Source organism: Variovorax palleresanus, from assembly GCF_051144945.1.
Taxonomy (GTDB): domain Bacteria; phylum Pseudomonadota; class Gammaproteobacteria; order Burkholderiales; family Burkholderiaceae_C; genus Variovorax; species Variovorax paradoxus_S.
In genome coordinates, this window is the sequence record NZ_JBJNVP010000002.1 from 3,167,866 (window position 1) to 3,181,624 (window position 13,759).

Here is a 13,759-nt window from a genome sequence, read left to right on the forward strand (position 1 = left end):
GGCGCGCACTTCCGCGACGTCGACCCCCGCAACCGCGGGCACACGGGCCGCGCGCGGGGGTCCAATGACGTGGTTTTCGAGAACGGGATGGGGGCGCTCGGCACGTCGTGCAGGAGTCGCGGGTGCCCTCGGGCTGGCTGGCATTCTTCTGCTGGGCCATGGGCCGTTGGCATCGGCACAACAGCAGCAGGCGCCCAACGCCGAGGCCGCGGCCAGCAAGGCCGAACAGGCCCGGCTTGAGGACACCGACACTTTGCTGGCACTGACCAGCGAGGGCGCGGTGCTCTACGGGCAAGACGCCGTCAAGCTCTCCGGCTACCAGTACTGCAGCCAGGCGGTGGCCTTGGCCGAGGCCGGTGAATTCCGCCAGAGCGTGCGCGCCGCGAGCAAGGCGCTGCACCTGGCCAATGCCACGCGCGATCCGAACCTCATGGCCATGGCCAACCGCGACCTGGCCATCGTCTACAGCTATTCGGGCCAGCTCGACAAGGCCGAGGAGTTTGCGCGCGAGGCGCTCAGGCACCCGGCGCGCGACCCCAAGCTGGTGGTCGGCCCGGTGCAGAAGGTGATCGGCGACGTGCGCACGCGCCGCGGCGACTACGCCGGCGCCGTGCTCAGCTATGACGAAGCGCTGGCCAACAGCTCGCCGCGCTATGCGCCGCTGGTGCAGGCCTCGCTCGTCAATGCGCTCATCGAATCGGGCGATGCCGCAAGGGCGCGCGAGACGCTCGGCAGCATGGCGCCGCCCAAGGATGCGCCGCTCACCGCGCAGCTCGACCGCACCCGCGCGCGGCTGCTGCTGGCCGAGAACAAGCCGGCCGAGGCCCGCGACCTGTACCGCGCGCTCACCGCGCGCCAAGTGGGCACCGACACCGAGTACTACCGCCTCTGGGCCTGGGACGGCGTGGCGCGCAGCGAACTCGCGCTGGGCCAGAAGCAGGCCGCGGCCGAAGCCATGGCGCGCGCGCTGGGCGGCGTCGACCAGGTGCGCGCGAGATTCCGCAGCGAAGAATTCAAGATGGGCCTGTTCTCGGACCTGCAATCGGTGTTCGAGCGCGGCGTGTCGATCTACAGCGACGCGGGCGATGCGCGCCAGGCCTTCGAAGTGAGCGAGCGCAGCCGCTCGCGCGCGCTGCTCGACGCGGTGCGCGGCCGCGCGAAGATCAGCGACCGGGCCGCGAACATCGTCGACCTGGCCACGCTGCAGGGCGCCCTGGCGCCCGACGAGCGCGTGGTGCAGTTCCATTCGCTGCCCGACCGGCTGCTGGTGTGGGTCGTGAGCCCCTCCGGCATCGAGGCCAAGACCGTGGCGGTGCGCCGCGACGAACTCACCGAACTGGTCGAGGTGTTTCGCAACTCGATCGTGCGCGGCCGCCGCACCGCCATCACCAATGCCGAGAAGCTCGGCGCGGCGCTGCTCGGCCCGCTCGGCCTCGTGCCGGGGCAGCGGCTCATCGTGGTGCCCCATGGGCCGCTGCACTACCTGCCGTTCCAGGCGCTGCGCTTGAACGGCCGCTACGTCATTGAGCAGCATCCAGTGGCCGTCGCACCGTCGATCAGCATCGCCGTGCAGCTGGCGCAGCGCACGCCGCGCGTGAGCGCATCGCTCACTGCCTTCGGCAATCCGCGCATCGAAGACAAGTACGACCTGCCGGGCGCCGAGATCGAAGTGAAGCAGCTCGCGCAACTGTTCCCGCGCAACACCGTGTACATGGGCGCCGCGGCCACCAAGACGCAGTTCCGCGACATGTCCGCGCGTTCGCCGCTGATGCACGTGGCGGCCCATGCCGAGGCCGACGCGGTCGATCCGCTGTACTCGCGCATCCTGCTGGCCAACGAAGGCGGCAAGCAGAACTTTCTCGAGGCGCACGAAATCCTCGGCCTGCCGATGGACGGCACGGCGCTGGTCACGCTCTCGGCCTGCGAGTCGGGGCTGGGGCGCATCGCGCAGGGCGATGAGGTGCTGGGCTTCACGCGCTCCTTTCTTTCCGCCGGCAGTTCGAGCCTGATTGCTTCGCTGTGGCCCGTGTCGGACGACGCGACCGCCGTGCTCATGGGCACGCTCTACGGCGAGCTGTCCAAGGGCCGCGACATCCAGAAGGCGATGCAGGCCGGACAGCTGGCCGTGCTGAAGGATCCCAAGATGTCCCATCCCTTCTTCTGGGCCCCGTTCAACCTGATCGGCAACTGGCGCCTCACGGTGGGGAGTTGACATGAAAAAGCACCCAGAACACAAGCAATCCGCAGCACAACACGCGGTGGAGCACTGAGATGCGCGTTCGCCAACGATCCACGCCCATTGCCTTTGCGGTCACTGCCCTGGTGGGGGCAACGTTGCTGGTCGCAGCCCAGCGCGCGCACGCGGCCGAGCCCGAAGTCAATACCTTGCTGCCGACCAAGGACCCATGCGGCACCTGCGACCGCCCGGTCGCCCAGGCCACGGGCACTGTCGCGCCGCAAAGCCTGCCCGCGCCGCCGCAACCGCCCGCCGCCTCGTTCAAGCTCAACGACCTGCGCCTCAACGGCGCGAAGGCACTGACCAACGAGGAACTGCAGTCGATCACCGCGCCCTACATCGGACGCAATGTCACGCTCGGCGATCTCGAAAGCCTGGCGCAAGCCATCACCGCGCGCTACAAGGAGCGCGGCTACTTTCTCGCGCAGGCCGTGGTGCCGGTGCAGACCGTGCGCGACGGCGTCGTCGAGATCAGCGTCATCGAAGGCCGGCTCGGCAAGGTCGACGTGACGGTAGCGCCCGATGCGCCCCTCAGCGAGGCGCGCGTGCGCGGCTTCCTCGCGCCGCTGCGGCCTGGCGAAGCCGTGAGCGCACCGGCTTACGAGCGCTCGATGCTGCTGCTGTCGGACCAGCCGGGCATCAAGGTTTCGTCGGGGCTGCAGGAAGGCACGCAGCCTGGCACCACCGATCTTTCGGTCGAAGTCGTCGCGGCGCCGCGCTGGGCCTTCACGGCCGAGGCCGACAACCACGGCACCAAGGAATCGGGGCGCTTTCGCGTCGGCGGCACCGCGCGCTGGCTCAGCCCCTTCGGCATCGGCGACAACCTCGACATGCGTGCGATGGTGTCCAACAACAGCGGGCTGCAATTCGGCCGCGTGGCCTATGAGGCACCCATCGGCACCAGCGGCCTGCGCGCCGGCCTCGGGCTCGCGCGCGTCAACTACGAGCTTGGCGGCGAGTTCGCCGAGCTCGGCGCGCAGGGCAAGGCGGACGTGCTCGATTTCTCGCTCAACTACCCGCTCATCCGCCAGCGCCAGCAGAACCTGTTCCTGCGCCTGGGTGCCGACGTAAAGAACCTGACCGACGAGATGAATGCGGTCGATTTCACCTCGAAGAAGCGCGTGCACGGCTTTGGCCTCGGCTGGGCCTGGGAGCGGCGCGACGAGATGTTCGGCGGCGGCTACTGGGCCAGCTCGGGCACGCTCTACCGCGGCGACCTCTCGATCCGCGATGAGCAGAGCCGCGCGTTCGACCAGAGCATCGCAGGCAATCACACCGAGGGCGGCTACACCAAGCTGACTTTCCAGCTCTCGCGGCTGCAGGCCATCGTGCCGAACCATTCGCTCTATGTGTCGGTCGGCGGGCAATGGGCCAGCAAAAACCTGGATGCCTCCGAGAAGCTCTCGCTGGGCGGTGCGCGCGCGGTGCGCGCCTACCCGTCCGGGGAGTTGCTGGTGGACGAGGGCGCGATCGGCATCGTCGAATGGCGCTGGTCCCTCAACTCGGAGCTCACGCCCTTCGTGTTCTACGACGCCGCGCGCGGAAAGATCGTGCGCGATCCTTCACCGTTCGACACCTCCGCCAACCGCCACAGCCTGCGGGGTTTCGGCATCGGCCTCTCATGGGCCCGGCCCGGCAACTTCTCGATCAGCGCGACGCTCGCCTGGCGTGACGGCACACGGCCCGCGCAGACCGATGGCGGTGGCCGCAACCCGCGTTTGTACGTGCAGGCGCAAAAGGTGTTCTGACATGGCAATGCACAACCGTTCCCCACGATTCCAACCGCGCCTGCAGCTGCGCCCCGTCGCGCTCGCGCTGGTGTGCCTGGGCCTGGCGCCCGCGCTGGCCCAGACCCTGCCCACCGGTTTCTCGGCCATTGCCGGAGGCGTGACCACCGCGACGCCAAACGCCGCGACGATGAACATCAACCAGACGACGGCCCGTGCCATCGCGCAGTGGAACACCTTCTCCATTTCGACGGGCGCCACGGTCAACGTTGCGCAGCCGAGCGCCAGCAGCGTGCTGCTGAACCGCGTGATCGGCGGAGAGGCCTCGACCATTGCCGGATCGCTCAACGCGAATGGCCGCGTCTTCCTGGTCAACCCGGCCGGCGTGACGTTCTCGAAGGGTTCGTCGGTCAGCGTCGGCGGGCTGGTCGCTTCGACACTGGACATGTCCACCAGCAACGCCGATTTCATGGCCGGTGCGTCCAAACTTGAGTTCAGGCAGCCGGACGGCGCATTCGGCACCGTGGACAACCAGGGCAACATCACGCTGGTGGGCAGCGGCGGCACCGCGGCGCTCATCGGATCGCGGGTATTCAACAGCGGCAGCATCATTGCCGACGGCGGCACGGCCGCCATGGCGTCGGGCGAGACCGTCACGCTCGACTTTGCCGGCGACGGGCTCACCACGCTGCGGGTGACGCCAGGCCTATACAGCGGCGTGGCGAACAGCGGCACCATGCAGGCCAACGGCGGCCGTGTGGCGCTGGTGGCGACGAGCGGCTCGGAAGTGTCGAACGGCGTGGTCAATTTCCGCGGCGTGCTGCGAGCCGACTCCATGGCTTCGCGCAACGGCGAAATCATCTTGGACAGCGGCCTGTCGTCCGAGGGCGTGCGCATGACGGGCGGCCTGGTGTCCGCGGCGGGCAATGGCGCCGGCCTCACGGGTGGCACCATCGACATCAAGGGCCGCGCGATCGGTCTGGTGCCTTACACGCCTCCGCTCATCATCGACGTTTCCGCGCCCGTGGAGCCACCGCCACCGCCGCCCGGAAACGACGACCGCGGCGTCCTCGACGCGAGCGGCAGCGCGGGCGGCGGGCGCATCCGCCTTTATGCGAACGCGGTGACCGAAATCGGCGATACCGGCGCGATCGCGTTCGGCGCCGGTTCGATCCTGCGCGCAGACGCCGTTGCATCCGGCAGCGGCGGCGACGTTCGCGTGCTGGCCGAGCGCACCCTGCGTGCCTTCGGCAGCATCTCGGCGCGCGGCGGCGCGGGCGGCGGAAACGGCGGCTTCATCGAAACTTCCGGTGGTTTCGCCGCGCCCGCCGATGGGCTCGGCGGCGGCTTCAGCATCGACGGGCTGCGCGTGGACGCCGCCGCGCCTGCCGGCACCGCGGGCACCTGGCTCATCGACCCGTTCAATGTCGACATCGTTCCCGGTGCCGCGGCCGGCACGCTGCCGACCAACCCCTTCGAACCGCTCGCGGCCAGCACGATCCAGGACGGCGACATCAATGCGGCCCTGAACGGCGGCACCAGCGTGCGCATCACGACTGGCGATCCCGGGGCGGGTTCGCCCACGGATGGCGACATCCGGATGTTCAACGGCGTGCGCATCAACTACAGCACCGCCAACGGTCCGTTGACCTTCCAGCTCGACGCCCACCGCAGCGTGCGCGGCGACGCCAACGTGGTGATCGAGTCCTCGGGCGCCGGCGGGCCGCTCGACGTGGTGTTCAACACCGACGTCAACGGCGGGGGTGCCGCGACCGGTGGCGGACAGGTGAGCTACAGCGGCGACATCTACACCAACGGCGGCAATGTGGTGATGAACGGCGCCTGGTCGGCCTCGGGGGCGGGCCCGAGCGTGAACCTCAACGGCAACGTCATCGACACGCGCGTCGGCCGCACCGATGCCGGTGCGGGCGGCTCCGTGACGATCTTCGGCAACACCAGCGGGCCATCGGGCGGCGGCTTCACGGAAGCGGCGGTCAACATCAGCGGCGTGCAGATCGCCACCTCGACCGGCAACGTCGACATCACGGGCATCGGCGCCAACACCAGTGGCGTGCGGCTCGGCTCGCGCTTCACGGTCACCGGCTCGCCGAACCGGCAGACCGACATCTCGACCACCAGCGGCAACATCACGCTGCGCGGCATCGGTAACTTCTCGGGCAACAGCAGCGAGAACCCGGGCCATGGCGTGGTGCTCAATAACGCGGTGCTTCGCTCGGTCGACGGCAACATCGCGGTGCGCGGCCTGCGCCAGGCCGGCGCAGCCGGTCCGGGCACTGGAGGGGACGGAGTGCTGCTGCGCAACGGCTCGCGGATCGCGACCACCGGCAGCGGCAGCATCGAGATCACGGGCCAGGCCGAGGGCAACGGCGCCGGCGTGCGGCTCGGGCCCGTGGCGCCCGTGCCGGGCGTGTTCCCAACGGTGCTCGCGGGCGTCTCCGTGTCTTCGGCCGGCGGCAACGTCGTGCTGCGCGCCAGCAACGACGGCAGCACCGATGCGCTGGTCATCGATGGCACCGCGAGCGCGGGCAACGTCGTCAACCTTCGTCCCGGCGGCGTGGCTGCCGACGGCACGGCCTTCGACCAGGTTGCGACGCCGATCACGCTCGGCGGCACGGCCAGCACGGGCTTCGCGGTGTCGGCCGACGAGTTCTCCCGCATCTCGGCCGGCAACGCCGTGGTGGCGGGCAGCAATGCGCATGCGGCCGACATCAACGTCGTGGGGCCGCTCGCCCTGGCCTCGGGCCTCACGCTGCAGAATGGGGGCGGCGGCAACATCGCACTGCAGGCCCCCATCACGGCGCCGCGCGTGGGCCTGGTGTCGGCCGGCAACATCACGCAGACCGCGGCGGCGCCGATCACGGCCGGCACGCTGCTGGCCCTTTCCACCGGCGGCAGCGTGCTGCTCGACCGGGCGGCCAACAACGTGAGCGCGAACACGCTGGGCGGGGGGGCGGCAGGCGCGTTCCGCTACCAGGATGTGGACGAGCTGCGCGTCGGCCCCGTGTCGATCATCGGCTACGACGCGGCCGGCAACGCGCCGCAGGTGGTGTCGGCCGGCTCGATGGCCGCGGACACGGTGTTCGTGCGCACGCTGAGCGGCGACCTGCAACTCGGCACGGCGGTGAGCAGCACCTCCGGCACCGACCTGGTTGCCGCGGCGCGCTTCCAGAACGTGGGTGGTGCCAGCCTGGGCGGCGCACCGTGGCGGGTGTGGGCCGACACCTGGGTCGGTGAAACGCGCGGCGGCATCGCCGGCTCGGGCCTGCTGCCGAATCTCTACAACTGCGCCTACCTGGGCCTGTGCGGCGTGACCGTGTCGCCGGGCGACAACCACTTCATCTATGCGCAGCGGCCGACCGCCACCGTCGTGATCGGCAATGCGTCCCGACCGGCCGGCCTGAACAACCCGCTCTTCACCTGGAGCATCACGGGCCTGATCCTCGGCGACCGCGGCGCCGGCTTCAACGGTGCGGTGGGCACCGCGGCCACGCGGTCGAGCCCGCCCGGCGCCTATGCGATCAACGGCAGCTTTACCTCGGCCGAAGGCTATCTGGTCAATGTGGTGCCGGGAACGCTCACGGTCGGCGGCTTTCCGCAGATTCCGCAGGTCGACGTGATCCGCGAACTGCCGACCACCTGGCTCTACGACCGCAACATCGGTCCGCCACCGATCTGCTTCGCGACGGGCCCGCTGGAAGGCGACCGCGCTTCGCAGGGCAACGACGTGCTGGCGCGCGAATGGTCGCGCGTGCGCTCGCGGCCGAATCTCACGAGTTGCGTCGACTCCGAGAAGCGCAACGGCTGCGCCGATTTCTAGGGGCTAGCCCGCAGCGCCGAAGCGGCCCGTGTAGGTGCGCAGGCCCTGGTGCGCCAGGTCGGACTGCGCATCGATGTGGACCTTGCCGCCCAGCGCCTGCCAGCGACGGCAGAACGCATAGTCCTCGCTCAGGTAGCGGCCATTGCCGGGCTCGGCCAGCAGGTCGAAGAACCGGTAGTGCGGCCACGCTTGCGCCGCGGCATCGCGCGACGGCTCGGGCGTGTAGCGCAGGTCGGGCCGGGCGTCGGCCAGGCGCTCGAACACCGAGCGCGCGATCAGCATGAAGCCCGTGGGCGCATCGAGCACCTCGACGAAACCGTCGTCATCGATTGCGCGCGCGCCGGTCCATGCGTTGGCCGGAAAGCGCGCATGCCGAGCCTCGAAGTCGGCGCGCGTGCTGCCCGCGGGCAAGGCCTCGCGCAGGCCACCGGCGGGCCAGCCGTCCTCCTTGAGCGGATAGACACCGGCCACCACGTCGCGGCCGGCCAGCAGCAGCCGCAACGCCGCTGCGGGCTCGAAGCCGATGTCGGCATCGATCCAGAACAGATGCGTCCAGCGCGTGTCGGCCATGAACTCGGCGACCAGCCGGTTGCGTGCGCGCGGAATCAGGCTGTCGCCGTCGAGGAAGCGCGTCTGCATCGAAAAGCCGTGGGTCCAGGCGAGGTTCACGAGGCCGAGCAGGCTGCGCACGTAGATCGAGGTCAGCGCGCCGTTGTAGTTTGGCGTGGCGACGAAGGGCCGGATGTCTTTCAGGGCGGCAAGGTCGAGCATCGGTGATGAGATTCGGTAGGTGGGCGTTCAGGCCGGTGTGGCCGCATGCCGCCGCGTGGTGAGCAGTGCGCGCAGCTTGGCCGGCGCGACCGGCTTGGTCAACAGCATCACGCCGCCATGCCGCAGGCGCTGCAGCACCTCGGGCCCGGTGGCGCCGGAGACGAGCACGGCCAGCGCGTCGGGCTGCAGCCGCTTGGCGGCGGTGATCACGTCCATGCCGTCGTCGTCGCCGGCCAGTTGCAGGTCGCACAGCACGGCATCGAAATGCAGGTCGCCCGTGCCCAGCCGCGCGATGGCCTCGGCGCCGGTGGAAACGCATTCGACCTGGCAGCCCCATTGCTCCAGCAGGGCGCGGCTGCCGTCGAGGATGACCGGGTCGTCGTCGATCACCATGCAGTGCAGGCCTGCGAGGGGCGTGAGCGCCACGGGCAGCGGCGCGGGCGTGGTGGCCTCGTCGGCATGGGCCGCGGGCACGGTGAGCGCAAAGGTGCTGCCGGCCTGCAGCGCCGATCGCACCGTGATGCGGGTGCCGAGCAGCGCGGCAATGCGCGCGCAGATGGCCAGGCCCAGCCCGAAGCCGCGGCGGCGGTCGCGCTCGGTGTTGGCCACCTGGTAGAACTCCTCGAAGATCCGGCCCTGGTGGATGGGCGCAATGCCCACGCCGTTGTCGCGCACCTCGATGCGGACGTTGTCGCCGTCCTTGCGGCTGCGCCGCGCGGCCACCAGCACGGTGCCGCCCGAAGGGGCATGGCGCAGCGCGTTGGCCACCAGGTTGCCGACGATGCGCTGCAGCAGCGCCGCGTCGCTGCGCACCGCAAGGCCGCGGTCGCTCCAGCGCAGCCGCACGCGGGTTTCCGACGCGGTGGCCGCATGCTGCGCATCGAGCTGGTCGAACAGCGCGGCCAGCGGCACCTTGGTGATCGTGGGGGTCAGCACCTGGGCATCGAGGCGGGAGATTTCGAGCAGGTCGTCGAGCAGCACGCCCATGAACTCGGTGCTCTCCTGCAGGCGCAGCACGGCCGGGCGCTGCGCGGGGCTGGCGCCCGGCAGCAGGCCGTCGATAAAAAGCCCCATGGCATGCAGCGGCTGGCGCAGGTCGTGGCTGGCTGCGGCCAGGAACCGAGCACGCGACAGCGCCGCCTGTTCGGCCTCGGCCATGCGCTGCAGCGCCACCGCCGTGGCTTCGCGCACGCGCTCCTCGCTGATGCGGCGGTTGCTCTGCAGCCGCTCGGCCAGCCGGTCGATGTCGCGCGCGAGCACCGCGAGTTCGTGCGAGTCGCCCCTGCCGGCCACCGGCGGCGCGTGGTGCGAATCGCCCTCGACCACGTCGCAGCGCGCCTCGAAATGCCCGGCCTCCAGCGCGGCCACCGTGCGCGACACCCGTCGCAGCGGCCGTGCCACGGTGCGCGCCATGTGGCGCACCGAGGCCCAGGCCGCGAGCAGGGCGACCAGCGCAATGCCGATGCCCGCCATGAGGGAGCGGCTGCGCTCGCGTGCATAGGCGGTCGTGTCGCGAAAGGTCTGCACCAGACCGATGGGCGTTTCACCCGCCGCGGTGGAGCCCGCGGGCGCGAAGGCGCTGGCGCGCGAGGCTTCGCGCAGCGTGACCGGCGAGGTGAACATGCGCAGCTGCGCGAGCGACGACGCCTTGGGCCCGGCCGTCACGAAGACGCCGGCGCTGTTGCTGATCTCGACCCGCATCACCTGCCCGCCGCGCAGCGCGGCGTTGGCCACGTTCTGCAGCGCCGGCAGGTCGCCGGCATAGAGGCTCAGGTCGGACATGGCCGCCACCTGGCGCGCCACGGCCTGGCCCTCGGCGTCGAAGGCCGCCTCGAGCGTTTGCAGCCGGCTGTGGGTGAACCAGCCGGTGAGCGCGAGCGCCACCGCGGCGCACGGCACCACGCCGAGCCGGAACAGGTCGCGCTGCAGGTTGCCGCGCACCATCAGCTTGGGCGCGGACTGTGGCGGCGGCGAGGTGATGTCGGCGCGCGTGCCTTCGGGCGGCAGCTTGTCGCTCATCGCGTGACGGTGAGCCGCTCGGCCAGTTCCCGCTCCTCCGGCAAGCGCAGTCCGAGTCCGCGCGCCACGGTGGCGTTGACGCGCACGGCGGCGGGCGTGGCCGACTCCACCAGCGGACTCGCGCCGCCGCCGCTGCTGGCGAGCTTCTGCCCGAGCAGCCGCGCCTGCTGCGCCAGCTGCGCGGGCGTCGACACCGCCGCGGCAAGCCCGCCCGAGCGCACCAGCCCTTCGCTGGCGCCGAACACCGGCAGGCCCGCCTCCGCGCCGGCGCGCAGCACCGAGAGCGTGGCGGCCTGGCTGTCGCCGATCAGGTCGGGCAGCACCATCAGCGCATCGCTGCGCGGCACCACCGCGCGCAGCGATGCGGCCAGCGATTTGGCGTCGGGCGCGTATTCGACCTGCACGTCCCACGGCGGGCTGCCGCCCTGCGCGGCGCGCTGCAGCTCGCGCACCAGCGGCTCCGATTCGGGCGTGGCGACCACGCCGATGCGCTGCTTCTGCGGCAGCACCGCGCCCACCAGGGCGAGCTGGTCGGCCATGGCCGGGTCGCGCAGCAGCACGCCCACGCGACGGTCGCCACGGCGCAGCGCGGGGCTGGTGGCGCGCAGGTTCTCGTAGTCGAGCCGGCTCAGCATGGCGAGCACCAGCGGCTGCTGGCCCGGCCGTTCGAGCGCGGCGCGCGCGGCCGGCATGCCGACCGCCATCGTGAGGTTGGCGTCCGACGCCAGCGCGCGCAGGCTGCGCGTGCGCACGCCGGCGTTGACGCTGGCATTGGCGCTGCGCTCGGGTTCGGTGCTGGCCGTCTCCGTGGCTTGCGGCGTGTCCGCGCCGCCCGGCGAAAGCCGCACCAGGTCGAAGCGGGACCCGGGCTCCTGGCCCGCGCGAAGATACTGAACGAACTCCGAGTGCGCCGCGAGCTCGTCCCCCATCAACACCGTGAGAGCGGCGGCCGGGGTGTGGGCGGCGAGCAGCGCCGCGCCCATGGCGAGCGCGATGCGGGCGCCGCGGTGCAGCCGTTTCCGGAAGAGCGAGATGAAAGGGTTCACGGCGACAAACATGGACTGCCTCTGCAGCAAGGGGCAGTACCCAATGTACGGAAGCCCTCTGCTTCGCGCGATAAGGCGGAGGGCTTATGTCGGCACCCGCCACCGCTTGCCAGCGTGACGAAGTGCACAGTGCGGCAGCTGCTTGGCCTATGTCCGATGGACTAGGGCCCCGCGAAGGGGCCTCAGGCGTCGGCGCTCAGCAGTGCAACCGCGCGTTGCGCCTGGATCGCCTGGCGCAGCACGCGCGGCGAAACCGGCTTGTAGAGCACCGCGATGCCGGCGCTCGCCACTTCGCGCAGCCGGTCGGGCTTGGTCTCGCCCGTGACCAGCAGGCGCGCCGTGCCCGGGCCGATGCCGCGCGGGTGGCGCTCGAGCGCGGCGATCACGTCGAGCCCGTTGTCGCCCCCTTGCAGCAGCAGGTCGCTCACCACCACGTCGGGCGGCTGCTCCCACGCATCGGCCAGCGCCAGCGCTTCTGCGCGTGTCTGCGCCGCCATGACCTCGGCGCCCCAGTTGGTCAGGACCACGGTGAGGCCTTCGAGAATGGTGCGCTCGTCGTCGATCACGAGGATGCGCAGCTGCTCGAGGCTGGCCTCCTCCTCGATGGCGCCGATGGCGGGCGTGGCATCGAGCGCCGGCAGCGCGGCGGGTGCCGAACGCACCACCACGCGCACGCAGGTTCCCTTGTGCGGCCTGGAGGTCAGCTCCACGCGGGTGTTGAGCAGGTCGGCCAGGCGTTGCACGGTGGCCAGCCCCAGGCCCATGCCGCGCTGCCCACGGGGCGCCTGGCGGCCGGTGCTTTCCACTTGATAGAACTCTTCGAACACCCGTGCCTGGTGCTGCACCGCGATGCCCACGCCGGTGTCGACCACGTCGATGCGCACGCCCCGGCCGCGCCGCCGGGCGCCGATCAGCACGCCGCCCTCGATGGTGTGGCGCAGCGAGTTCGACACCAGGTTGTTGAGAATGCGCGAGAGCATCACGTAGTCGCAGCGCACCCAGAGGTCGGTCTTGCGCGCCACCAGGCGCAGGCCCTGCTGCTCGGCCACCGGCCGGAAGTTGCGGCTGATCTCGTCGAACAGCTGATCCAGCGGAAAGTCCGCCCACTGCGGCTGCAGCACGCCGGCATCGAGTTGCGAGAGGTTGAGCAGTTCCGAGAACAGCCGGTCGAGCGAATCCACGCATTCGCGGATGTGGCCGATGCGCTGCAGGCGCACGGGGTCGGTCTCGCCGTTGGCCAGGCCGTCGGAGAACAGCGTGAGCGCGTGCAGCGGCTGGCGCAGGTCATGGCTGGCCGCGGCCAGCAGGCGGGTCTTGGCCTGGCTCGCGACTTCGAGCTGCTGGTTCTTGCGCGCCAGTTCGGCCGTGGCCTCGCTGATGCGGCTTTGCAGCAGCCGGTGGCTTTCGGCCAGCGCGCGCGCCGCCTGGTTGAAGCCATGCTGCAGATGTCGGACTTCGGAGGTGCCCTCGATGGCCACGCTCGCGGCCTCGCCCGCGCCCAGGCGGTCGACGGCCTTGCCCAGCGCGCGGATCGGCTCGCTGATGCGCCGCGCCGCCCACCAGCCCGCCAGCCCCACGCCCACCAGGCTGACGGCCAGCACCAGCACCACGTTGAGCCACACCGAGCGCCGTGCGTGCTGCACGGCGTCCAGGCTCATCTCGACCATCACCTTGCCGCTCTGCTTGCCCTCTTCGCTCACGATCGGCACCACCACCTGCAGGCCTTCGCCGCGAGCGCGGTCGACCGTTTCGGAGTTGGCCACGATCTCGCCGTCGTCCGACCAGATCTGCACCTGCTGCACGTGCGGCTGGTAGGTACCCGACTGGGCCGTGCGCTGCAGGATGCGGCGGTCCATGCGCACCAGCGGGGCCTGGGCCGCCGTGGCGACCTGCAGTGCCACCGTCTGGGCATTGGCGCGCATCAGCTCGGTCAGGTTGTCCAGGTGCTGGCGCGTCAGAACGGCAATGGCCGCCAGCGTGGCCGCGGTGGCAGGCACCAGCGCGAGCAGGATCAGCTGCTGCGCGAACGTGAGGCGGGCGAGCCCTCGCAGGACGTGGAAGTTCCAGTTCATGAGGGCATTGGAAGCATGGCTGTCAAGCTTAGGGGACTGGCTGCGCTAGC

At 70.8% G+C, this 13,759-nt stretch carries 7 protein-coding genes; 3 read left to right on the forward strand and 4 right to left on the reverse strand.

The annotated features are described in order from the left end of the window. The first annotated feature begins 166 nt into the window (after positions 1 to 166). The 3 genes from ACJ7Z0_RS18810 to ACJ7Z0_RS18820 are packed head-to-tail and all read left to right on the forward strand — an operon-like array spanning position 167 to position 7,801. The gene (locus ACJ7Z0_RS18810; RefSeq protein WP_434791047.1) at positions 167 to 2,212 is read left to right on the forward strand and encodes a CHAT domain-containing protein; all 2,046 of its coding nucleotides are present in this window, start codon (positions 167 to 169) and stop codon (positions 2,210 to 2,212) included. A 59-nt stretch (positions 2,213 to 2,271) separates the two neighbouring features. Beyond that, positions 2,272 to 3,984: a ShlB/FhaC/HecB family hemolysin secretion/activation protein gene (locus tag ACJ7Z0_RS18815; RefSeq protein ID WP_434791048.1), complete on the forward strand. Its 1,713-nt coding sequence runs from the start codon at positions 2,272 to 2,274 to the stop codon at positions 3,982 to 3,984. A gap of 1 nt (position 3,985) precedes the next feature. Then, entirely contained in the window at positions 3,986 to 7,801 is a 3,816-nt protein-coding gene (locus ACJ7Z0_RS18820) for a two-partner secretion domain-containing protein (protein WP_434791049.1), read from the forward strand. A gap of 3 nt (positions 7,802 to 7,804) precedes the next feature. On the opposite strand, the gene ACJ7Z0_RS18825 is transcribed toward ACJ7Z0_RS18820, so the two are convergent. The 4 genes from ACJ7Z0_RS18825 to ACJ7Z0_RS18840 form a co-directional block, all read right to left on the reverse strand. After that, entirely contained in the window at positions 7,805 to 8,572 is a 768-nt protein-coding gene (locus tag ACJ7Z0_RS18825) for a hypothetical protein (RefSeq protein ID WP_434791050.1), read from the reverse strand. 27 nt (positions 8,573 to 8,599) lie between these two features. Then, the gene (locus tag ACJ7Z0_RS18830) at positions 8,600 to 10,591 is read right to left on the reverse strand and encodes a hybrid sensor histidine kinase/response regulator (RefSeq protein ID WP_434791051.1); all 1,992 of its coding nucleotides are present in this window, start codon (positions 10,589 to 10,591) and stop codon (positions 8,600 to 8,602) included. Beyond that, positions 10,588 to 11,649, reverse strand: a complete 1,062-nt coding sequence (locus ACJ7Z0_RS18835; protein WP_434791052.1) for an ABC transporter substrate-binding protein — start codon at positions 11,647 to 11,649, stop codon at positions 10,588 to 10,590. Before ACJ7Z0_RS18835 ends, ACJ7Z0_RS18830 begins: the two co-directional genes overlap by 4 nt. 170 nt (positions 11,650 to 11,819) lie before the next feature. Further along, on the reverse strand, positions 11,820 to 13,709 hold the full coding sequence (locus tag ACJ7Z0_RS18840) for an ATP-binding response regulator (protein ID WP_434791053.1): 1,890 nt from the start codon (positions 13,707 to 13,709) through the stop codon (positions 11,820 to 11,822). Between the last annotated feature and the right edge of the window lie 50 nt (positions 13,710 to 13,759).